This is a genomic window from Haemophilus sp. THUN1690 (assembly GCF_059704375.1).
This window is the reverse complement of record NZ_AP046583.1, coordinates 58,501-80,992: the sequence shown is the minus strand read 5'-3', so window position 1 is coordinate 80,992 and position 22,492 is coordinate 58,501. Positions and strand designations below refer to the sequence as shown.

General features: G+C 41.5%; 16 protein-coding genes, 4 tRNA genes and 2 rRNA genes. 18 read left to right on the top strand and 4 right to left on the bottom strand.

Features of this window, described 5'->3' with window-relative positions; all coding sequences use genetic code 11:
* Positions 1–59: 59 nt before the first annotated feature.
* Together AC6H22_RS06750 and serB are read right to left on the bottom strand one after the other, a co-directional pair.
* Entirely contained in the window at positions 60–551 is a 492-nt protein-coding gene (locus AC6H22_RS06750) for a YajQ family cyclic di-GMP-binding protein (protein ID WP_005629625.1), read from the bottom strand.
* 17 nt (positions 552–568) lie between these two features.
* Complete coding sequence (gene serB, locus AC6H22_RS06745; protein ID WP_005629623.1) at positions 569–1,513, bottom strand: phosphoserine phosphatase; 945 nt, start codon at positions 1,511–1,513, stop codon at positions 569–571.
* A 56-nt stretch (positions 1,514–1,569) separates the two neighbouring features.
* On the opposite strand from serB, the gene AC6H22_RS06740 reads away from it, so the two are divergent.
* The 3 genes from AC6H22_RS06740 to AC6H22_RS06730 all read left to right on the top strand — a co-directional run bounded on the left by AC6H22_RS06740 (position 1,570) and on the right by AC6H22_RS06730 (position 6,003).
* Positions 1,570–2,208, top strand: a complete 639-nt coding sequence (locus AC6H22_RS06740; protein WP_005629621.1) for a YtjB family periplasmic protein — start codon at positions 1,570–1,572, stop codon at positions 2,206–2,208.
* A 111-nt stretch (positions 2,209–2,319) separates the two neighbouring features.
* Entirely contained in the window at positions 2,320–4,317 is a 1,998-nt protein-coding gene (gene tkt, locus AC6H22_RS06735; RefSeq protein ID WP_497515548.1) for a transketolase, read from the top strand.
* Positions 4,318–4,617: 300 nt separating this feature from the next.
* A complete protein-coding gene (locus AC6H22_RS06730) occupies positions 4,618–6,003 on the top strand; it encodes a DASS family sodium-coupled anion symporter (protein WP_005629617.1) in 1,386 nt (461 codons plus the stop codon).
* A 105-nt stretch (positions 6,004–6,108) separates the two neighbouring features.
* Here AC6H22_RS06730 and folD read toward each other — a convergent pair whose 3' ends face one another.
* Positions 6,109–6,957 (bottom strand): bifunctional methylenetetrahydrofolate dehydrogenase/methenyltetrahydrofolate cyclohydrolase FolD, encoded by an 849-nt coding sequence (gene folD / locus AC6H22_RS06725; RefSeq protein WP_005629614.1) that lies wholly within the window; start codon positions 6,955–6,957, stop codon positions 6,109–6,111.
* A gap of 178 nt (positions 6,958–7,135) precedes the next feature.
* Between folD and AC6H22_RS06720 the strand changes: the two genes are divergently transcribed.
* The 9 genes from AC6H22_RS06720 (at position 7,136) to htpX (ending at position 14,612) form a co-directional block, all read left to right on the top strand.
* Positions 7,136–7,212 (top strand) — tRNA-Pro (locus AC6H22_RS06720).
* A 48-nt stretch (positions 7,213–7,260) separates the two neighbouring features.
* A tRNA-Arg gene (locus AC6H22_RS06715) sits at positions 7,261–7,337 on the top strand.
* Positions 7,338–7,447: 110 nt separating this feature from the next.
* Complete coding sequence (gene rapA / locus AC6H22_RS06710; protein WP_118817507.1) at positions 7,448–10,219, top strand: RNA polymerase-associated protein RapA; 2,772 nt, start codon at positions 7,448–7,450, stop codon at positions 10,217–10,219.
* A 2-nt stretch (positions 10,220–10,221) separates the two neighbouring features.
* Positions 10,222–10,881 (top strand): bifunctional tRNA pseudouridine(32) synthase/23S rRNA pseudouridine(746) synthase RluA, encoded by a 660-nt coding sequence (rluA, locus tag AC6H22_RS06705; protein WP_005629608.1) that lies wholly within the window; start codon positions 10,222–10,224, stop codon positions 10,879–10,881.
* A 26-nt stretch (positions 10,882–10,907) separates the two neighbouring features.
* Positions 10,908–11,486: a rhomboid family intramembrane serine protease gene (locus AC6H22_RS06700; protein WP_005629606.1), complete on the top strand. Its 579-nt coding sequence runs from the start codon at positions 10,908–10,910 to the stop codon at positions 11,484–11,486.
* Positions 11,487–11,515: 29 nt separating this feature from the next.
* Entirely contained in the window at positions 11,516–12,268 is a 753-nt protein-coding gene (locus AC6H22_RS06695) for a DeoR/GlpR family transcriptional regulator (RefSeq protein ID WP_005643940.1), read from the top strand.
* Positions 12,269–12,395: 127 nt separating this feature from the next.
* On the top strand, positions 12,396–13,148 hold the full coding sequence (locus AC6H22_RS06690) for an MlaA family lipoprotein (protein WP_005629599.1): 753 nt from the start codon (positions 12,396–12,398) through the stop codon (positions 13,146–13,148).
* 56 nt (positions 13,149–13,204) lie between these two features.
* Positions 13,205–13,594, top strand: a complete 390-nt coding sequence (locus AC6H22_RS06685; RefSeq protein WP_005629596.1) for a RidA family protein — start codon at positions 13,205–13,207, stop codon at positions 13,592–13,594.
* A 163-nt stretch (positions 13,595–13,757) separates the two neighbouring features.
* Positions 13,758–14,612 (top strand): protease HtpX, encoded by an 855-nt coding sequence (gene htpX / locus AC6H22_RS06680; RefSeq protein WP_192885354.1) that lies wholly within the window; start codon positions 13,758–13,760, stop codon positions 14,610–14,612.
* Between the two features lie 41 nt (positions 14,613–14,653).
* On the opposite strand, the gene tusA is transcribed toward htpX, so the two are convergent.
* Positions 14,654–14,893: a sulfurtransferase TusA gene (tusA, locus tag AC6H22_RS06675; protein WP_005630802.1), complete on the bottom strand. Its 240-nt coding sequence runs from the start codon at positions 14,891–14,893 to the stop codon at positions 14,654–14,656.
* A 115-nt stretch (positions 14,894–15,008) separates the two neighbouring features.
* On the opposite strand from tusA, the gene AC6H22_RS06670 reads away from it, so the two are divergent.
* The 6 genes from AC6H22_RS06670 to AC6H22_RS06645 all read left to right on the top strand — a co-directional run bounded on the left by AC6H22_RS06670 (position 15,009) and on the right by AC6H22_RS06645 (position 22,488).
* Positions 15,009–15,629, top strand: coding sequence for a YigZ family protein (locus AC6H22_RS06670; RefSeq protein ID WP_005629753.1), 621 nt, complete (start codon positions 15,009–15,011; stop codon positions 15,627–15,629).
* Between the two features lie 2 nt (positions 15,630–15,631).
* Entirely contained in the window at positions 15,632–17,095 is a 1,464-nt protein-coding gene (locus AC6H22_RS06665) for a TrkH family potassium uptake protein (protein ID WP_005629751.1), read from the top strand.
* 359 nt (positions 17,096–17,454) lie between these two features.
* Positions 17,455–18,994, top strand: a 16S ribosomal RNA gene (locus tag AC6H22_RS06660).
* An 82-nt stretch (positions 18,995–19,076) separates the two neighbouring features.
* A tRNA-Ile gene (locus tag AC6H22_RS06655) sits at positions 19,077–19,153 on the top strand.
* A gap of 53 nt (positions 19,154–19,206) precedes the next feature.
* Positions 19,207–19,282, top strand: a tRNA-Ala gene (locus AC6H22_RS06650).
* 307 nt (positions 19,283–19,589) lie between these two features.
* A 23S ribosomal RNA gene (locus AC6H22_RS06645) occupies positions 19,590–22,488 on the top strand.
* Together the 16S and 23S rRNA genes with 2 tRNA genes alongside form the textbook arrangement of a ribosomal RNA operon.
* The last annotated feature ends 4 nt before the right edge of the window (positions 22,489–22,492 follow it).

Here is a 22,492-nt window from a genome sequence, read left to right as displayed (position 1 = left end):
AGCGGTGTTCGTCAAGTTTTATCAAAAAACTATGGCAACATTTCGCCCTTATTTGAAAACTAATCTCTAAAATTATTAAATTGGAATGGTTGGCCTAATTCAGCGCCTTTAACAAGTTGAATGACTGCCTGTAAGTCATCGCGTGACTTACCTGTCACACGCACTTGCTCACCTTGAATTTGAGTTTGAACTTTGATTTTAGAATCTTTTACTAATTTAGTAATTTTCTTCGCCATCTCCGTTTCAATACCCTGTTTAAGTTTAATCTCTTTACTATAAAGTTTACCATGGTGTTCGCTTTCTGCTGGAATATCTAAAGAACTGTGCTCAATACCACGTTTAATACAAGATCCAATTAAAATCTCAATTAATTGTTCAAGTTGGAAATCAGATTCTGTGGTGATTTTAATCGTTTCATTTTTTTCATTTAATTCAATTACCGCTTCTACACCACGAAAATCATAACGCGTGCTAAGTACACGGTTGGCATTTTCCACTGCATTACGGACTTCGTGTAAAGTGATTTCAGAAACAATATCAAAAGATGGCATAGTCTTCTCCCATTTTATTAAATTCGATCATTGGCACTTAAAAGGCATAAAAGTGCGGTTAAGTCGGCGAAGTTTACCACAATTTGCGCTTGTTGTTGCACTTTAGGTTTAGCATGGAACGCAACACCTAGCCCAGCCACATTCATCATTGCCAAGTCATTTGCCCCGTCACCAATAGCAATAGAATATTGTGAATCAATACTGTATTCCTCTAACAAATGTTGTAATGTTTTAGCTTTGTATTGGGCATCAACCACATCACCTTTAACTAAGCCTGTGAGTTTTCCATCTTCAATATCAAATTGATTTGATGCAGCAAAATCAAGCTGTAATAAGGCTTTCAAATAATCCGCAAAATAAGTAAATCCGCCTGAAGCAATTGCGGTTTTCCAACCATATTTCTGTAAGGTTTGGATCGTTTCAACTAATCCAGGCATTAGCGGTAAATTCTCTCTAACTTGCTGTAAGATACTTTCTGGCGCACCTTTTAATGTACCCACTCGACGACGCAAACTTTGTTCGAAATCTAATTCACCTCTCATTGCACTTTCCGTAATCGCAGAAACAAGTTCGCCTACTCCCGCTAATTTCGCAATTTCATCAATACACTCAATTTGAATAGCGGTAGAATCCATATCCATCACCAACAACCCAGCTTGAGACAATTTAGGGCTAAAACCTAATTTAGCTATATCTACTTCAACGTCATGAGCAAAGTTAACAAACTCAGCAAACCATTGACCTTTCAATAAAACAACAATATTTTGCTCTACCATCCAAACATCAAAAATCTGAAAATTTTGACCGCACTTTTGTTGAAATTTTTCCAGATTAGTTATGTCCAACTTTGTGCCGTATAAGATAAAAGGCTCTCCGTTCTGTATAGGTTCCTCATTAACTAAAAGTGCGGTAGGAAATTGTGGGTATTTTTGAGTAATGCTTTCGAAACGTTGAATTTGCATAAAAATCCTGTAAATTGTGGCGACTGAAAAGATTTTAACCGATGTGAGTTGAAAAAGTGCAAATAATTAAAGAAAAACTAATCAAATCAACCATGCTTGCAACGATTATTGTGCTAATCCTAACTGCACTTGGCGTTATCTTATTTGGTGTAAAACAATTTAAGCTGAGTTCACAATTTGCTAGCGTAAACCAAGTGGCAAACATCTCACATATTTTGGTTCGTCAACAAGCCAATTTATTTTCAGTTTTACTGACAAACAATGCCAAAACAGAGCAATTAACGGACAATCTTGATCAAATAGTCAAAGAAGACTTTATTTTAGATGCCAGCTTATATGATGGCGAAGGAAAATTACTGGCTCAAAGTCGCGAGACTCGTAATTCACCCGATGAAAATAACCAACAAATTGTAGAGCCACTTTACGCCCAAAGTGGCATTAAAGGATTTTTACGTGTCACCATTGATGCGCAATATACGCAATCTAACCAATCAAAAATTAATCAAATCTTTCACCAATTATATGGTGAGCTCATTATTATCTTTTTACTTGGCGCGGTGATGGCAAGCTCTATTCATTATTTTTTAAGTCACTATCGACGGGCTTATCGCAAACACAAAGAGAAAAAAAGTGCGGTAAATTTGAAAGTAAAATCGAGTAGCACGCGTTTTCACCAGCGTCGCCGTAGAATTTGATTATTGTCACAAACTATTAAATTGAGTGCGGATTTTTGCTAAATTTCCTTCAGAAATAAGGTAGAATGCGCAAGATTATTTTTTCAAAGCGAATTATAACAGGAGAACAAAATGGCAACTCGTAGACAATTAGCCAATGCAATTCGTTTCTTATCAATGGATGCAGTACAAAAAGCAAAATCAGGCCACCCAGGTGCACCAATGGGAATGGCGGATATCGCTGAAGTATTATGGCGTGATTTCTTAAAACATAACCCAAACAATCCTAAATGGGCTGATCGCGACCGTTTTGTGCTTTCTAACGGCCACGGTTCAATGTTGATTTATAGCTTATTACATTTAACAGGCTACGATCTTTCTATCGAAGATTTAAAACAATTCCGTCAATTACATTCTAAAACGCCTGGCCATCCAGAATATGGTTATGCACCAGGTGTTGAAACCACAACTGGTCCGTTAGGTCAAGGTATCACCAATGCTGTAGGTATGGCGATTGCTGAGAAAACCTTAGCGGGTCAATTTAACCGTGAAGGCCATGAAATCGTAGACCACCACACTTATGTGTTCTTAGGTGATGGCTGTTTAATGGAAGGGATTTCTCACGAAGCTTGCTCTTTAGCCGGCACATTAGGCCTTGGTAAATTAATCGCATTCTACGATGACAATAACATTTCGATTGATGGTCATGTAGATGGTTGGTTCAGCGATGATACCGCAGCTCGTTTTGAAGCTTATGGCTGGCAAGTGATCCGCAATGTGGATGGTCACGATGCAGAACAAATTCGTGCAGCGACTATTCTTGCTCAAGCAGAAAAAGAAAAACCAACGTTGATTATTTGTAAAACGATCATTGGTTTTGGTTCACCAAATAAATCTGGCTCTCACGATTGTCACGGTGCACCATTAGGTGATGAAGAAATCGCATTAACCCGTAAAGCACTAGGCTGGGAATATGGTCCATTTGAAATTCCGGCTGAATACTATGCTGAATGGTCTGCGAAAGAAAAAGGCGCTGCAGCAGAAAAATCTTGGGAAGAAAAATTTGCCGCTTATGCTAAAGCATATCCAGAACTTGCGGCAGAATTTACACGTCGTGTAAACGGTGAATTACCAGCAAATTGGGCAGCAGAATCTAAAGAGTTCATTGAAAAATTACAAGCAAATCCTGCAAGCATTGCAAGCCGTAAAGCATCACAAAATGCCATTGAAGCTTATGCACATGTGTTACCTGAATTTTTAGGTGGCTCAGCAGACTTAGCAAGCTCTAACTTAACGTTATGGAGCGGTTCTAAACCAATTCGTGCACACGAAAACGTAGGTGGTAACTACCTTAACTATGGTGTGCGTGAGTTCGGTATGTCAGCGATCATGAATGGTATTGCTTTACATGGTGGTTTCATTCCTTACGGTGCAACCTTCTTAATGTTCTACGAATATGCACACAATGCGGTGCGTATGGCAGCATTAATGAAGCAACGCGCTTTATTCGTTTATACTCATGACTCTATCGGCTTAGGTGAAGATGGTCCAACTCACCAACCCGTTGAGCAAACCGCATCATTACGCTTAATTCCAAATCTTGAAACATGGCGTCCGTGTGACCAGGTGGAATCAGCTATCGCATGGCAACAAGCTGTTGAACGCCAAGATGGTCCAAGTGCGTTGATCTTTACCCGTCAAAACTTAGCCCAAATGGACCGCACTTCTGCACAATTAGATGCGGTTAAACGTGGTGCTTATGTGTTAAAAGACTGTGATGGCACACCTGAGTTAATCTTCATTGCAACAGGTTCTGAAGTAGAATTAGCGGTGAAAGCGGCTGAAGCATTAAGTGCAGAAGGTAAAAAAGTACGTGTCGTCTCTATGCCAAGCACTAACCGTTTCGATAAACAAGATGCAGCGTACCGCGAAAGTGTATTACCAGCAGCTGTAACCAAACGTGTTGCGATTGAAGCGGGTATTGCCGACTTCTGGTATAAATACGTTGGCTTTGAAGGTCGCGTGGTAGGTATGAATAGCTTCGGTGAATCAGCACCTGCGGATCAATTATTCAAACTCTTTGGTTTCACCGTGGATAACGTGGTAGCAAAAGCAAAAGAGATTTTATAATTCTCTCATGATCAAAAGCGGTTAGCTAAAACTGAGCTGCCCCTAAAAAGTTAGATTGTTGAATTAAGGACTGAGTTCTGTAAGCCACAGAGCTTAGTCCTTTTAGTTTAGTCATAAAGAATCTGAACTCTAATCAGTAGGTCGCTTTGTCAAACTTTTAGGAGGTATAAAAAATAACCGCACTTTTTTTATCGAAATTTATTGCACTAGATCACATTTCTGAAAATTGAGCATTGCAACTTATTAACATTCATTTAACATTGTAGTCCGTTCGAGTTAGAACACTAACGGAGGAGCTTTATGACTGAGATGAAATCTTTCAAAAATCATAAAAATGGCATTATTTTTATTTTAGATATAGTGCTGTTTTTTGTGTTATTAAACGTGCTACCTTATGAGCCAAAGGCTAGTGCTGGTTTAGCGTTATTGGCTTTTGTCGCAGTGCTTTGGTTAACCGAGGCATTACATGTTACGGTTACCGCATTATTGGTGCCATTATTAGCGATTGCGCTAGATTTAGTGAGTACTAAGCAAGCTTTAGTGGCTTTTGCTGATCCTACGATCTTTTTATTCTTTGGTGGCTTTTCTTTGGCTACAGCCTTGCATATTCAAAAACTTGATAAAATGATTGCTAATAAGATTATGGCATTAGCGCGTGGTAATTTATTTATTGCCATTATTTATCTCTTTTTGATTACAGCCTTCCTTTCTATGTGGATGAGTAACACGGCAACTGCAGCCATGATGTTACCCCTCGCAATGGGAATTTTAAGCCAACTTGATCGTGAGAAAGAACATAATACTTATGTATTTGTGTTGTTAGGGATAGCTTATAGTGCATCAATTGGTGGTATGGGAACCTTGGTGGGCAGTCCACCGAATGCGATTGTAGCAAGTAACTTGCATTTAACTTTTGCAGATTGGTTATGGTATGGTTTACCAATAATGATTATTTTGTTACCACTGATGATTGGTACACTTTACATTATTTTTAAGCCAAAACTTCATATTAATTTTGAGCAATCTTTTGAAAGCATTGAAATGAATTCAGTGCGTGTATTAACGCTTGTTATTTTTGTTGTAATTGCTTTAACTTGGGTATTTAGTGGGCAAATTAATCCGCTTATTTCAGGCTTACTTGGTTTGCAGAAAAATATTGCGAGCTTCGATAGTGTTGTCGCTTTATTAGCAGCTATTGTGATTTGTTCTACGGGCATTGCAAGCTGGAAACAAATTCAAGAAAGTACCGATTGGGGCGTATTAATGCTTTTCGGTGGTGGATTAACATTAAGTGCAGTATTGAAGGATTCCGGAGCAAGCAAGATTTTAGCTGATAGCATTGTCTTTATGATTGAAGGACAACATTTCTATCTTATTGGCTTGTTAGTTGCTACATTCATTATTTTCTTAACTGAATTTACCTCTAATACAGCAAGTGCGGCACTACTCGTACCAATCTTTATTTCTATCGCCCAATCATTGGGTATGCCAGAAATTGGTTTAGCATTAATTATTGGTCTTGGTGCATCTTGTGCTTTCATGCTACCAGTTGCAACGCCACCAAATGCTATTGTATTCGGTTCTGGTCAAGTGAAACAAAGTGAAATGGTAAAAGCTGGTTTCGTATTGAATTTGGTGTGTATTATTGTGATTTCGACTGTAGGCTATATGTTCTGGTTGAACTAATTTAGATTTGATTATTTACAGAATTCTTTAGTGATTAAAATAAATGGGTTAAAGCTAATCAGGCTTTAACCCATTTTTCTTGTGATAGGATTCTTTTATACAAAGCTATTTGTTGTGTTCATAAGCGTAAAGCGTATTGCTCATTAACATTGCAACGGTCATTGGCCCAACACCGCCAGGAACGGGGGTAATATATGCCGCTTTTTCGGCTGCTTTGTCAAACTCTACATCGCCTACTAATTTTCCATCTAGGCGGTTAATTCCGACATCAATGACTACCGCACTTTCTTTGATCCAATCTCCGGGGATCAAATTCGGCTTACCTACCGCGACGACAAGTATATCTGCTTGGCGAACATGGCTTTCTAAATCGTTGGTAAATCGATGAGTTACTGTGACGGTTGCGCCTGCCAATAATAATTCTAAAGACATTGGGCGGCCGACAATATTGGATGCGCCTACAATTACTGCGTGTTTGCCATGTAAGTCAATGCCCGTTGTTTCTAATAGTTTCATTATGCCATAAGGGGTGCAGGCACGTAAAGTTGGAATGCGTTGGCATAAAAGCCCAACATTGTAAGGATGGAAACCATCTACATCTTTTGTTGGGTCGATGCGTTCAATTATTGCTTCCGTGTTAATTTGTTTGGGTAACGGTAGCTGTACCAAAATACCATCAATATTTTTATCTGCATTAAGCTGGTCAATAACTGCTAACAATTTCTCTTGCGTGGTGGTATCTGGCAGATCATAAGATTTAGAGATAATGCCAATTTCTTCACAGCTTTTACGTTTATTACCGACATAGATTTGCGAAGCAGGATCGGCACCCACGAGAATGACTGCAAGCCCAGGCGCGCGTTTTCCTTGCTTAATGTAATGGGTGATTTTATCTGCCACATCGGCTTTAATTTTTTTTGAAAGTGCGGTACCAGAGATGATTTGTGCGGTCATTGGGCTGTCCTTTTGAATGATGGGAAAGAAAGCGTTTGCTATTTTAGCGGACAATGATTTTTTTACAACGAAAAAGGGGGCATTTTTCCTAAAGTGGAATAATTTTGAACAATTAAATTAAAAAATCAAAAAATTAATTGACTGAGATAAAAACAAACCTATAATTGACTGCACTCGTCGGCGAGTAGCGCAGCTTGGTAGCGCAACTGGTTTGGGACCAGTGGGTCGTAGGTTCAAATCCTATCTCGCCGACCACTTCTTTTATATTGTCTTGAAATTCCGTACAAAAGAAATCCTTTGAATGCGCCCTTAGCTCAGCTGGATAGAGCAACGCCCTTCTAAGGCGTGGGTCAAAGGTTCGAATCCTTTAGGGCGTGCCATTTATTTCTTCAATCCATTTTTTATTCTCTTTTATTAATTTCTTTTGCTATTTAAGCAAGCTACAATACGCCCCCAAATTTTATCAATAAAAATCAGAAAGAGAATTATTATGCCCTTTGCTATTGGTCAGCGCTGGTTGAGTGAAAGTGAAAACGCTTTAGGATTAGGTATCATTACCGCATTAGATCAAAGAACTGTCACGATTTATTTCCCTGCGGCGGATGAAACGCGTATATATGCTGCTGCACAAGCGCCTTTAAGCCGAATTGTATTTAGCAAAGGTGAAACATTATCCCATCAAGCAGGCTGGCAAGGTAAGATTTTAGACGTTCAAAATATGAACGGTTTGCTATTTTATTTAGTTAAAAATCCACAAGGTGAAGATGTCATTGTGCAAGAACGCGATATTTCATCGATTATTTCTTTTAGCCAAGCGAAAGAGCGTCTGTTTTCAGCGCAAATTGATCGTAGCAGTCATTTTGCATTGCGTTATCGCACGCTTTGTCATCAACAAGCACAATTTAAATCGTCATTGCGTGGTCTACGCGGAACGCGTGCGGGTTTAATTCCTCATCAGCTTCATATTGCCGCTGAAGTCGGTAATCGAGTTAATCCTCGCGTGTTGTTGGCGGATGAGGTTGGTTTAGGGAAAACCATTGAAGCAGGAATGATTTTGCAGAATCAACTTTTTGCTGAGAAAGTGCAACGTGTTCTTATTATCGTGCCAGAAACGTTGCAACATCAATGGCTGGTAGAAATGCTTCGTCGTTTTAATTTGCATTTTGCACTTTTTGATGAAGAACGTTGCAACGATTTTGATCTTGATGCCGTTAATCCGTTTACAACTGAAAGCTTAATTATTTGTTCGCTGAATTGGTTAGAAATTCATCTAAACCGAGTGGAGCAGGCGCTCAATGCTCAATTTGATTGCTTAATTGTGGACGAAGCACATCATTTGGTGTGGTCTGAAACCTCGCCAAGTACTGCTTATTTATTAGTTGAACAGCTTGCTCGTATCATTCCATCCGTCTTGTTACTCACTGCAACTCCAGAACAACTTGGGCAAGAAAGTCATTTTGCTCGTTTGCGCTTACTGGATCCAGAACGTTTCTTTGATTATCAAACCTTTGTGAAAGAGCAGGAACACTACCAACCTGTGGTTAATGCCGTTGAATCTTTGCTGGCAAATAAGGTATTAAGTGCGGTAGAAAAAAATCATATTTCTGATTTGTTGCTTGAACAAGATGTTGAGCCACTTTTTAAAGCGATTGCATCAAATAATGATGAAGAACAACATCGTGCCCGCCAGGAACTGATCCAAGCCTTAATTGATCGTCATGGCACGGGGCGAATGTTATTCCGCAATACACGTCAAGGCGTGAAAGGTTTTCCGCAACGTGTTTACCACCAAATTACACTCTCTGAAGAGAATGATAAAATTGATTGGCTGATTGATTTCCTCAAACTACATCGCGATGAAAAAATTTTTGTGATTTGTCAGACTGCGGCCATGGCGATTCAGTTAGAACAAATTTTACGTGAACGTGAGGCGATTCGTGCCGCAGTGTTCCACGAAAAAATGTCGATTATTGAACGAGATAGAGCTGCGGCTTATTTTGCGGATTTAGAAACCGGCGCGCAGGTTTTACTCAGTTCGAGTATCGGCTCGGAAGGGCGTAACTTCCAATTCGCAGCAAATTTAGTGTTATTTGATTTACCGACAAATCCTGATTTATTGGAACAATGTATTGGCCGATTAGATCGTATTGGACAAAAACGTGATGTACAAATTTATGTGCCTTGTGCGAAAGATTCGCCTCAAAGTCGTTTGGCTCGTTGGTACAATGAGGGATTGAATGCTTTTGAACAAACTTGTCCAATGGGAATGGCATTATTTTCTCAGTTTGCCGATGAGTTGGAAAAAGTGCGGTCAAATTTTACCGCACTTTCAGAGAATGAATTTTTTGAATTATTAAAACAAACTAAAACAGCACGGGAAAAACTCAAGATTGAGTTAGAAAAAGGTCGCGATCGTTTATTAGAGCTAAATTCTCATGGCGGTGAGCAAGCACAAGCGTTAGCGGATCAAATTGCTGATGAAGATAATTCGCCTGAGCTTGTAAATTTTGCCTTAAAATTGTTTGATATTATTGGCGTAGAGCAAGAAGATCTTGGGGCTAATAGTATTGTAATTAGTCCAACTGGGACAATGCTTGTGCCTGATTTTCCGGGTTTAAAAGAAGAAGGTGTGACGGTTACCTTTGATCGAGAACTTGCCCTTGCTCGTGAAGAAATGGAATTCTTGACTTGGGATCATCCTATGATTCGTCAGGGTATTGATCTTGTTGCTTCTGGTGATATTGGCAAAGCCGCAATGGCATTGCTTGTAAATAAACAACTGCCCGCTGGAACCTTATTAATTGAATTGATTTACGTGGTGGAAAGCCAATCGCCAAAAGGGTTACAGCTTAATCGTTTCTTGCCGCCAACGCCTATTCGTCTGCTGCTTGATAACAAAGGAAATAACATTGGTGAGCAAGTTGCTTTTGAAACATTGCATAGCAAATTGAAACCACTTGGTAAAAATATTGCTAATCAAATGGTGAAAATGGCACGGGCCAATATTGAAGCCTTGATCACGCGAGGCGATCAACTCGTAAAATCTTTAGCTGAACTGATTATTTCTGAGGCTAAAAATCAAGCAGATCAACAATTAAGCGCAGAAATTAACCGTTTACAGGCTTTGCGAGCCGTGAATAAAAATATTCGCCAAAGCGAAATTGATATTTTGGAACAACAACGAACACAATCACTGGATGAGCTTTCTAAAGCAAATTGGCGTTTGGATTGCTTGCGTGTCATTGTGACGAACAAGGAATAAAAATGGCATTGATTGAATACAATCCGCCTCTTGAACCTTATTTAGATATTATTTATCAAGATAATCATTTGTGCGTGGTGAACAAACCTAGCGGTTTGCTTTCCGTGCCGGGCAATCAACCACAATATTACGATAGTACAATGAGTCGAGTGAAAGAAAAATTCGGTTTTTGTGAGCCAGCTCATCGTTTGGATATGGCAACGAGCGGTATTATTGTGTTTGCTTTAAGTAAGGCGGCGGATCGTGAATTAAAACGTCAATTTCGCGAACGTGAACCAAAAAAACATTATCAAGCGATTGTTTGGGGACATTTGGAGAAAGATTATGGCGAGGTAAATTTGCCAATGATTTGTGATTGGGAAAATCGACCTCGCCAACGTTTGGATTTCGTTTTAGGAAAAAGAGCGGTCACAAAATTCGAAGTTTTAGCACGTTTGCCCAATAACAGTACTCGCGTGAAACTGACGCCCGTGACAGGCAGATCTCATCAATTACGCTTGCACATGTTAGCATTGGGGCATCCAATTCTAGGCGATAAATTTTACTCTCATCCTCAGGCTAAAGCTATGTCGCCAAGATTATGTTTGCACGCAGAAGAATTGACGATTACCCACCCCATTACTGGGGAAATAATGACCTTTAATGCAAAGTCAGATTTTTAAATTTGCGTAGAAACTTGAGATCACGAATGAAAAACTTTTTAGCTCAACAGGGAAAAATCACGCTAATTCTCACCGCACTTTGCGCGCTTATTTATATTGCTCAACAGCTGGGTTTTGAAGACGATATTATGTATTTGATGCATTACCCCGCTTACGAAGAGCAAGATAGCGAAGCGTGGCGTTATATCTCACATACACTGGTACATTTATCTAATTTGCATATTTTGTTTAATTTGTCTTGGTTTTTTATTTTCGGTGGAATGATTGAGCGCACTTTTGGTTCGGTCAAATTATTGATGTTGTATGTTGTAGCTTCCGCTATAACAGGGTATGTGCAAAATTATGTGTCTGGCCCCGGTTTCTTTGGGCTTTCTGGTGTTGTATATGCGGTTCTAGGTTATGTATTTATACGTGATAAATTGAATCATCATTTATTTGATTTGCCAGAAGGTTTTTTCACAATGTTATTAGTGGGGATCGCATTAGGTTTTGTTAGCCCATTATTTGGTGTTGAAATGGGAAATGCAGCGCATATTTCAGGCTTGATTGTCGGCTTGATTTGGGGATTTATCGATAGCAAATTACGTAAAAATTCGCTACAGTAGGTGTATTCAATTTGGATAAAGGGTTTTCTATGAAGCAGTCGTTACGGCATCAACAAATTATTAAACTGGTGGAACAATCCGGCTATTTAAGCACGGAAGAATTGGTTGCTGCCTTAGATGTTAGCCCTCAAACAATTCGCCGTGATTTGAATATTTTGGCAGAGTTAGATTTAATTCGTCGCCATCATGGTGGCGCGGCATCGCCATCTTCTGCAGAAAATTCTGATTATGTGGATCGTAAACAATTCTTTTCATTACAAAAAAATAATATTGCACAGGAAGTTGCGAAGTTGATTCCTAACGGCGCATCGTTGTTTATTGATATTGGTACCACGCCTGAGGCTGTCGCCAATGCATTGCTTGGCCACGAAAAACTCCGAATTGTGACGAACAATCTGAATGCCGCTCATCTTTTACGCCAAAATGAAAGTTTTGATATTGTCATGGCGGGCGGATCATTACGAATGGATGGTGGAATTATCGGCGAAGCTACAGTGAATTTTATTTCTCAATTTCGCCTAGATTTCGGGATTTTAGGGATTAGCGCGATTGATGCTGATGGTTCATTATTGGATTATGATTACCACGAAGTACAAGTCAAGAGAGCGATTATTGAAAGTTCACGTCAGACCTTATTAGTGACCGATCACTCTAAATTTACGCGCCAAGCGATTGTTCGATTGGGTGAATTAAGTGATGTGGAATATTTGTTTACGGATGATGTTCCTGAAGGAATTGTTAATTATCTGAAAGGTCAGAAAACGAAATTAGTTTTATGTTAGGAATGAGAAAGTGCGGTAAAAATAATGGTTTTTTACCGCACTTTTTATATGTTTTATAGGCAATATTTATTTTGTTGTTACTTGGCAAATTAGGTAGAATAAGCCCACATTTATATAAGGATTCAAAATGAAAATAAAGACGATTTTGACCGCACTTTTCGGCGTAATTGTGCTGACAGGTTGTGCAAATAAGAACGACACAAAACAAGCGAGTGAGCGTAATGATACCCTTGAAGGGTTCAATCGAACCATGTGGAAATTTAACTATAACGTTATGGATCGCTATGTGTTAGAACCCGCTGCAAAAGGTTGGAATAACTATGTGCCTAAGCCTATTTCTTCAGGTCTTGCTGGCATTGCAAATAACCTTGATGAGCCAGTAAGCTTTGTGAACCGCTTAATTGAAGGTGAACCGAAAAAAGCATTTGTTCACTTTAATCGCTTTTGGATTAACACTGTATTTGGTCTAGGTGGCTTTATTGATTTTGCGAGCGCAAGCAAAGAGCTGCGCGTAGATAATCAACGTGGATTTGGGGAAACTTTAGGTAGCTACGGCGTAGATGCTGGGACTTATATTGTGCTACCGATTTATAATGCAACAACGCCACGCCAATTAACGGGCGCGGTGGTTGATGCGGCTTATATGTATCCATTCTGGGAATGGGTGGGTGGTCCGTGGTCGTTAGTGAAATATGGTGTGCAAGCGGTGGATGCCCGTGCGAAAAATATCGATAACGCGGAGTTGTTACGCCAAGCACAAGATCCATATGTAACCTTTAGAGAAGCGTATTACCAAAATTTACAATTTAAAGTGAGTGATGGCAAATCAACAGAAAATAAAGAATCGCTTTCTGATGACGTGCTAAAAGAAATTGATTAATAAACGAAAAAGTGCTGTGAAAAATAACCGCACTTTTATCAACCAAGGAGAAAATGATGACTCAAATTATTCATACTGAAAAAGCACCGTCAGCTATCGGCCCTTATGTTCAAGCGGTTGATCTTGGCAATTTAGTTTTAACCTCAGGGCAAATTCCCGTGAATCCTGCAACAGGCGAAGTGCCCGCTGACATCGTTGCACAAGCACGTCAATCTTTAGAAAATGTGAAAGCGATTATTGAGAAAGCGGGTTTAACCGCTGCAGATATTGTAAAAACGACTGTTTTTGTGAAAGATCTTAATGATTTTGCAGCGGTTAATGCAGAATACGAACGTTTCTTTAAAGAAAATAATCACCCTAACTTCCCTGCTCGTTCTTGCGTAGAAGTTGCACGTTTACCAAAAGATGTAGGATTAGAAATTGAAGCGATTGCTGTAAGAAAATAATTTTCTGTTTGGTAATTTCTGCTTAAAAGTGCGGTCATAAACTCGCATGTTTTTGACCGCGCTTTTTGTTTGTATGCTGATAACAAAAATTTTACATTACACCTTGAATTTTTTGTGAATTTTCCCCACTAAGGAAATACTAACCCTAACTTTGAGAGAACACATTATGATGCGTATTCTTCTTTTCTTGGCAACCAATATGGCTGTAATGCTGGTATTAGGTATTATTTTAAGTGTGACTGGTATTGCTGGAAATAGCACCGGCGGCATTTTAATTATGGCGTTGCTATTTGGTTTTGTTGGTTCATTAATTTCATTATTCCTGTCTAAAACGATGGCATTACGTTCTGTAGATGGAGAAGTGATTACTCAACCTCGTAATCAAACTGAACATTGGTTAATTGATACCGTTAGTCGCCAAGCACAGAAAGCAGGTATTCCCATGCCAGACGTGGCAATTTATCATTCACCCGATGTGAATGCTTTTGCGACAGGCGCGACGAAAAGCAATTCTTTGGTGGCAGTAAGCACTGGATTATTAAACAACATGACTGAGGCTGAAGCTGAAGCTGTTTTAGCGCACGAAATTTCCCATATTTCCAATGGGGATATGGTGACTATGGCGTTATTACAAGGCGTATTGAATACTTTCGTGATTTTCTTATCGCGCGTTATTGCAACAGCGGTAGCAAGTTCGCGTAACAATAATGGAGAGGAAACGCGCAGTTCAGGTATTTATTTCTTGGTTTCGATGGTATTGGAAATGCTCTTTGGTGTGCTTGCGAGTATTATCGCAATGTGGTTCTCCCGTTACCGCGAATTCCGTGCAGATGCTGGTTCAGCAAGTTTAGTAGGCAAAGAAAAAATGATTATGGCACTGCAACGTTTGCAACAACTTCACGAACCACAAAATCTCGAAGGGTCTTTAAATGCCTTTATGATTAATGGAAAACGAAGTGAACTCTTTATGAGCCATCCGCCACTCGAAAAGCGTATTGAAGCCTTACGCAATCTTTAATAATTACAAAAAATCGGCCGCACTTTAATGCGGCCGATTTTTTATTTTCCTTTTTTCACCCAATATTTGAACGGCGGTTTTTCCACCTCACTTTGCAGTAATGTGTGATCCATAAATTGACAGAAACTTGGAATATCTCTTGTTGTTGCAGGATCGTCAGCAATAATCAAAAGTATTTCTCCATCGTTAAGATGACGAATATTTTTACGAACAAGCATGACAGGTTCTGGGCAACGTAATCCTAAAGTATCTAGGGTTTGTGTGACGGAAATTTCAGACATATTCTTTTTTCTTTTGAAAAACAGAGCCATATCATACCGCACTTACGGCAAAATTTCGACAAATCCCAGTCATCAGTGATAGACTAGTGCTATTGAAATTACCTTGAAAAAATAAATGGCGGAATACCTCGTTCCTAAAAGAGCGGTTGTTTTTGAAGAAGAAATTAAGAAAAGCCGTTTTATTACTTATTTACAGCATACCGAAGGTTTAGAAGATGCAAGAGCTTTTTGGGCAAAGATTAAACAAGAACATCCAAATGCTCGGCATCATTGTTGGGCTGCCGTAGCAGGCAAGCCAACAGATTCTCTACAACTTGGTTTTTCTGATGATGGCGAACCTGCTGGAACGGCAGGAAAGCCAATGTTGAGTGCATTGCAAGGTAGTCAATTAGGTGAAATTAGTGCGGTGGTAGTTCGCTATTATGGTGGTATTTTGCTTGGAACAGGCGGATTAGTTCGTGCTTACGGTAATGGCGTACAACAAGCGTTAAAGCTGATTGAAAGCGAAATTAAAGTTGAACGAACCCCTTTCAAACTTGATTGTGATTATGGCCAGCTAAATTTAGTCCAACAACTTTGTGAAAAATATCAGGTTGAGATTTTATCTCAAGATTTTCAGGCAAATATTCATTTGATTTTAGGTATTAGTGAAAAAACAGTCGATGTTTTTTCTTCAGAATTAACGGAAAAGTCTGCGGGCAGATTAGTCATCCAACTTTTAGAAACAGGCGAATAATAGTGCATATTTTATCGATTATCCGAATTATTGGTATTCTTGTGATGTGTTTTTCTGGCACGATGCTGATTCCAGCATTTGTCGCACTGATTTATGGCGATGGTGGCGGTAAGGCATTTATGCAGGCTTTTATGTTGAGTTTGACGGCGGGCACATTGCTTTGGTGGCCATGCCATCACCATAAACAAGAATTACGATCCCGTGATGGTTTTTTGATTGTTGTGGCTTTTTGGTTTGTACTTGGCGGCTTGGCTACTTTGCCGCTTCTATTGTTTGATGCACCACACTTAACGGTGGCGTCCGCTGTATTTGAGGCTTTTTCGGGCCTAACGACGACAGGTGCCACCGTGATGACTGGATTGGATAATTTACCAAAAGCAATTTTGTTTTACCGACAGTTTTTACAATGGCTTGGTGGGATGGGGATCATTGTATTAGCGATTGCGATCATTCCCCTTTTAGGCATTGGCGGAATGCAACTTTACCGTGCAGAAATGTCTGGTCCAATGAAGGAACAAAAAATTCGCCCTCGGATTACTGAAACCGCAAAAGTTTTGTGGATGATTTACCTTTCTTTAACCTTGTCATGCGCTTTAGCTTATTGGTTGGCAGGAATGAGTGTTTTTGATGCGATTACCCACAGTTTCTCGACTGTTTCTATTGGCGGTTTTTCAACGCATGATGCCAGTATCGGTTATTTCAATAGCCCATTGATTAACGGAATTACGGTTTTATTTTTATTAGTTTCTGCTTGTAACTTTGGTCTACATTTCCGTGCTTTTTCAACGATTGGACGTGAAAATTTCTTCAAAATTTATTTACGTGATCCTGAATTTCGTTTTTTTATCAGTATCCAAGTTATTTTAGTTGGGGTTTGTACTTCAGTAATGTGGGGATACAGTTACTTTAAGACTTCATGGCAAGATTTTGAGCAGGTATTGTTTCAGGCTGTCTCTATCTCTACCACAACAGGTTACACAACGTCTGATTTTTCCGCTTGGCCCTCATTTGTGCCCGTATTGTTAATCTCTGCATCTTTTATGGGGGGATGTGCTGGATCTGTTGGTGGTGGTTTAAGAGTTGCGCGTGTATTAGTGCTTTACCTACAAGGAAAACGAGAACTCAAACGCGTAGTCCATCCTAATTTGGTTTATCCAATTAAATGGGGAAAAAATGTATTAGATGAAAGAGTGATTGGTAGTATTTGGGCATTCTTTTCGGCTTATATTTTAGTATTTTTAATTTGTTTACTCGGTGTCATTGCTTGTGGCGTTGAACCTTTCAATGCCTTTAATGCTGTGTTGGCGAGTATAAATAATTTAGGGCCAGGATTAGGTGCTGTTAGTAGTAATATGATCGCCATTCCAGATAGTGCGAAATGGATTTTAACTATCGCAATGGTATGTGGGCGCTTAGAAATTTTTACTCTTTTAGCATTATTTACACCTGCATTCTGGAGATCTTAGCTGAGGTTTAATTTTTAATAAATATTTCGAATTTTGACCGCACTTTTGAGGGAACCGTTTATATTTCCATCAAAAGATCATTTTTTTAAATATTTTTACAAAAAGTACTTGCAAGGGTTTTGAAAATCCCTATAATGCACCGCACACAACGACGCACTGTTGTGAAATATTTAAGTTTGCACGTGCGTCGTTGTTTTTTGCTCTTTAACAATATATCAGACAATCTGTGTGGGCACTTGTTGATTGACTTGTTTTAAAAATATTTTTTAATTTTGAAGTCTTAATAGGTGCTAACTAGAAATTCATTATACTTTTTAAGTAGTGACATTTTATGTCAGCAGTATTGAGCGATTGAACTTGAATTGAAGAGTTTGATCATGGCTCAGATTGAACGCTGGCGGCAGGCTTAACACATGCAAGTCGAACGGTAGCAGGAGAAAGCTTGCTTTCTTGCTGACGAGTGGCGGACGGGTGAGTAATGCTTGGGAATCTGGCTTATGGAGGGGGATAACTACGGGAAACTGTAGCTAATACCGCGTAATATCGAAAGATTAAAGTGTGGGACCTTCGGGCCACATGCCATAAGATGAGCCCAAGTGGGATTAGGTAGTTGGTGGGGTAAAGGCCTACCAAGCCGACGATCTCTAGCTGGTCTGAGAGGATGACCAGCCACACTGGAACTGAGACACGGTCCAGACTCCTACGGGAGGCAGCAGTGGGGAATATTGCGCAATGGGGGGAACCCTGACGCAGCCATGCCGCGTGAATGAAGAAGGCCTTCGGGTTGTAAAGTTCTTTCGGTATTGAGGAAGGGATGTGTGCTAATAGTAGACATCATTGACGTTAAATACAGAAGAAGCACCGGCTAACTCCGTGCCAGCAGCCGCGGTAATACGGAGGGTGCGAGCGTTAATCGGAATAACTGGGCGTAAAGGGCACGCAGGCGGTTATTTAAGTGAGGTGTGAAAGCCCCGGGCTTAACCTGGGAATTGCATTTCAGACTGGGTAACTAGAGTACTTTAGGGAGGGGTAGAATTCCACGTGTAGCGGTGAAATGCGTAGAGATGTGGAGGAATACCGAAGGCGAAGGCAGCCCCTTGGGAATGTACTGACGCTCATGTGCGAAAGCGTGGGGAGCAAACAGGATTAGATACCCTGGTAGTCCACGCTGTAAACGCTGTCGATTTGGGGATTGGGCTTAAAGCTTGGTGCCCGTAGCTAACGTGATAAATCGACCGCCTGGGGAGTACGGCCGCAAGGTTAAAACTCAAATGAATTGACGGGGGCCCGCACAAGCGGTGGAGCATGTGGTTTAATTCGATGCAACGCGAAGAACCTTACCTACTCTTGACATCCATGGAATCCTGTAGAGATACGGGAGTGCCTTCGGGAACCATGAGACAGGTGCTGCATGGCTGTCGTCAGCTCGTGTTGTGAAATGTTGGGTTAAGTCCCGCAACGAGCGCAACCCTTATCCTTTGTTGCCAGCGATTTGGTCGGGAACTCAAAGGAGACTGCCAGTGATAAACTGGAGGAAGGTGGGGATGACGTCAAGTCATCATGGCCCTTACGAGTAGGGCTACACACGTGCTACAATGGCGTATACAGAGGGTGGCGAAACTGCGAGGTGGAGCGAATCTCAGAAAGTACGTCTAAGTCCGGATTGGAGTCTGCAACTCGACTCCATGAAGTCGGAATCGCTAGTAATCGCGAATCAGAATGTCGCGGTGAATACGTTCCCGGGCCTTGTACACACCGCCCGTCACACCATGGGAGTGGGTTGTACCAGAAGTAGATAGCTTAACCTTTTGGAGGGCGTTTACCACGGTATGATTCATGACTGGGGTGAAGTCGTAACAAGGTAACCGTAGGGGAACCTGCGGTTGGATCACCTCCTTACTGAAAACGAGAGACAATAAGTGTCCACACAGATTGATTGATATATTGTAGACAATATCGAGCAGAAAGCCGTTATTCCCTTGGGTCTGTAGCTCAGGTGGTTAGAGCGCACCCCTGATAAGGGTGAGGTCGGTGGTTCAAGTCCACTCAGACCCACCACTCAAACTGAGTGAGTGATGAAGGTGAATAAGGTGATAAATAAACGATGACATGGGGATATAGCTCAGCTGGGAGAGCGCCTGCCTTGCACGCAGGAGGTCAGCGGTTCGATCCCGCTTATCTCCACCACTTATCATCGTTAAGTAAATTTATTTATTTAGTTTATTTAACGATGATAACTGAAAAGTTTTATCAACTGTTCTTTAAAAAATTGGAAACAAGCTGAAAACAAGAGATTTTCGAGAGAAAGTCTGAGTAGGCAAGGCAGGAAAGTGAAAGAGGGAACTGAAAAGGGAAATCTAAAAATAAAACCTGTTTTGCATAAAATCTTGATTGAACAAAAGCAATCAAGTGTTTAGTTGAATGAAGATACGCATCAAATTGACCGCACTTTCAAGTGAAAACTTAAAGTGATTGAAAACATTTGAGGTTGTATAGTTAAGTGACTAAGCGTACAAGGTGGATGCCTTGGCAATCAGAGGCGAAGAAGGACGTGCTAATCTGCGAAAAGCTTGGATGAGTCGATAAGAGGCGTTTAATCCAAGATATCCGAATGGGGAAACCCAGTAGATGAAGAATCTACTATCACTTACTGAATACATAGGTAGGTGAGGCAAACCGGGAGAACTGAAACATCTAAGTACCCCGAGGAAAAGAAATCAACCGAGATTTCGTCAGTAGCGGCGAGCGAAAGCGAAAGAGCCTGTTAATGATAGCAGCAGAGATAGAGGAATAAGCTGGGAAGCTTAGCGACACAGGGTGATAGCCCCGTACTCGACATCCAGGCTGTGGTACTAAGTTAACGATAAGTAGGGCGGGACACGTGATATCCTGTTTGAAGATGGGGGGACCATCCTCCAAGGCTAAATACTCCTGATTGACCGATAGTGAACCAGTACTGTGAAGGAAAGGCGAAAAGAACCCCGGTGAGGGGAGTGAAATAGAACCTGAAACCTTGTACGTACAAGCAGTGGGAGCCTGAAAGGGTGACTGCGTACCTTTTGTATAATGGGTCAGCGACTTATATTTTGTAGCGAGGTTAACCGAATAGGGGAGCCGAAGGGAAACCGAGTCTTAACTGGGCGAATAGTTGCAAGGTATAGACCCGAAACCCGGTGATCTAGCCATGGGCAGGTTGAAGGTTGGGTAACACTAACTGGAGGACCGAACCGACTAATGTTGAAAAATTAGCGGATGACTTGTGGCTGGGGGTGAAAGGCCAATCAAACCGGGAGATAGCTGGTTCTCCCCGAAATCTATTTAGGTAGAGCCTTGAGCGGACACCTTTGGGGGTAGAGCACTGTTTCGGCTAGGGGTCCATCCCGGATTACCAACCCGATGCAAACTACGAATACCAAAGAGTGATACTCAGGAGACACACGGCGGGTGCTAACGTCCGTCGTGGAGAGGGAAACAACCCAGACCGCCAGCTAAGGTCCCAAAGTCTATATTAAGTGGGAAACGAAGTGGGAAGGCTTAGACAGCTAGGATGTTGGCTTAGAAGCAGCCATCATTTAAAGAAAGCGTAATAGCTCACTAGTCGAGTCGGCCTGCGCGGAAGATGTAACGGGGCTCAAATATAGCACCGAAGCTGCGGCATCAGACGTAAGTCTGTTGGGTAGGGGAGCGTTCTGTAAGCGGATGAAGGTGGCTCGAGAGGGCTGCTGGACGTATCAGAAGTGCGAATGCTGACATAAGTAACGATAAAACGGGTGAAAAACCCGTTCGCCGGAAGACCAAGGGTTCCTGTCCAACGTTAATCGGGGCAGGGTGAGTCGGCCCCTAAGGCGAGGCTGAAAAGCGTAGTCGATGGGAAACAGGTTAATATTCCTGTACTTGGATAAACTGCGATGTGGGGACGGAGCAGGTTAGGTTATCGCACTGTTGGATATGTGCGTTTAAGTTGGTAGGTGGGAAGTTTAGGCAAATCCGGACTTCTATTAAACACTGAGAGATGATGACGAGGCTCTACGGAGCTGAAGTAACCGATACCACACTTCCAGGAAAAGCCACTAAGCTTCAGGTTTATCTAAACCGTACTGAAAACCGACACAGGTGGTCAGGTAGAGAATACTCAGGCGCTTGAGAGAACTCGGGTGAAGGAACTAGGCAAAATAGCACCGTAACTTCGGGAGAAGGTGCGCCGGCGTAGATTGTAGTCCCTCGCGGGCGAAGGTTGAACCGGTCGAAGATACCAGCTGGCTGCAACTGTTTATTAAAAACACAGCACTCTGCAAACACGAAAGTGGACGTATAGGGTGTGATGCCTGCCCGGTGCTGGAAGGTTAATTGATGGTGTAATCGAAAGAGAAGCTCCTGATCGAAGCCCCAGTAAACGGCGGCCGTAACTATAACGGTCCTAAGGTAGCGAAATTCCTTGTCGGGTAAGTTCCGACCTGCACGAATGGCATAATGATGGCCAGGCTGTCTCCACCCGAGACTCAGTGAAATTGAAATCGCCGTGAAGATGCGGTGTACCCGCGGCTAGACGGAAAGACCCCGTGAACCTTTACTATAGCTTGACACTGAACATTGAATTTTGATGTGTAGGATAGGTGGGAGACTTAGAAGTAGTCACGCCAGTGATTATGGAGTCGTCCTTGAAATACCACCCTTTAACGTTTGATGTTCTAACGAAGATTGCGGAACGCGGTCTCGGACAGTGTCTGGTGGGTAGTTTGACTGGGGCGGTCTCCTCCCAAAGAGTAACGGAGGAGCACGAAGGTTTGCTAATCACGGTCGGACATCGTGAGGTTAGTGCAATGGTATAAGCAAGCTTAACTGCGAGACAGACAAGTCGAGCAGGTACGAAAGTAGGTCATAGTGATCCGGTGGTTCTGAATGGAAGGGCCATCGCTCAACGGATAAAAGGTACTCCGGGGATAACAGGCTGATACCGCCCAAGAGTTCATATCGACGGCGGTGTTTGGCACCTCGATGTCGGCTCATCACATCCTGGGGCTGAAGTAGGTCCCAAGGGTATGGCTGTTCGCCATTTAAAGTGGTACGCGAGCTGGGTTTAGAACGTCGTGAGACAGTTCGGTCCCTATCTGCCGTGGGCGTTGGAGAATTGGTTGGGGCTGCTCCTAGTACGAGAGGACCGGAGTGGACGCACCACTGGTGTTCCGGTTGTGTCGCCAGACGCATTGCCGGGTAGCTAAGTGCGGAAGAGATAAGTGCTGAAAGCATCTAAGCACGAAACTTGCCAAGAGATGAGTTCTCCCAGATTATAAATCTGTAAGGGTTGTTTAAGACTAAGACGTAGATAGGTGCGGTGTGTAAGTGTAGTGATACATTGAGCTAACGCATACTAATTGCCCGAGAGGCTTAACTATACAA

Excerpts from the sequence above, each read along its gene's own strand:
- AC6H22_RS06750 (WP_005629625.1), bottom strand. The coding sequence starts at position 551 with ATGCCATCTTTTGATATTGTTTCTGAAATCACTTTACACGAAGTCCGT.
- serB (WP_005629623.1), bottom strand. The coding sequence starts at position 1,513 with ATGCAAATTCAACGTTTCGAAAGCATTACTCAAAAATACCCACAATTT.
- tkt (WP_497515548.1), top strand. The coding sequence starts at position 2,320 with ATGGCAACTCGTAGACAATTAGCCAATGCAATTCGTTTCTTATCAATG.
- AC6H22_RS06730 (WP_005629617.1), top strand. The coding sequence starts at position 4,618 with ATGACTGAGATGAAATCTTTCAAAAATCATAAAAATGGCATTATTTTT.
- folD (WP_005629614.1), bottom strand. The coding sequence starts at position 6,957 with ATGACCGCACAAATCATCTCTGGTACCGCACTTTCAAAAAAAATTAAA.
- rapA (WP_118817507.1), top strand. The coding sequence starts at position 7,448 with ATGCCCTTTGCTATTGGTCAGCGCTGGTTGAGTGAAAGTGAAAACGCT.
- rluA (WP_005629608.1), top strand. The coding sequence starts at position 10,222 with ATGGCATTGATTGAATACAATCCGCCTCTTGAACCTTATTTAGATATT.
- AC6H22_RS06700 (WP_005629606.1), top strand. The coding sequence starts at position 10,908 with ATGAAAAACTTTTTAGCTCAACAGGGAAAAATCACGCTAATTCTCACC.
- AC6H22_RS06695 (WP_005643940.1), top strand. The coding sequence starts at position 11,516 with ATGAAGCAGTCGTTACGGCATCAACAAATTATTAAACTGGTGGAACAA.
- AC6H22_RS06690 (WP_005629599.1), top strand. The coding sequence starts at position 12,396 with ATGAAAATAAAGACGATTTTGACCGCACTTTTCGGCGTAATTGTGCTG.
- AC6H22_RS06685 (WP_005629596.1), top strand. The coding sequence starts at position 13,205 with ATGACTCAAATTATTCATACTGAAAAAGCACCGTCAGCTATCGGCCCT.
- tusA (WP_005630802.1), bottom strand. The coding sequence starts at position 14,893 with ATGTCTGAAATTTCCGTCACACAAACCCTAGATACTTTAGGATTACGT.
- AC6H22_RS06670 (WP_005629753.1), top strand. The coding sequence starts at position 15,009 with ATGGCGGAATACCTCGTTCCTAAAAGAGCGGTTGTTTTTGAAGAAGAA.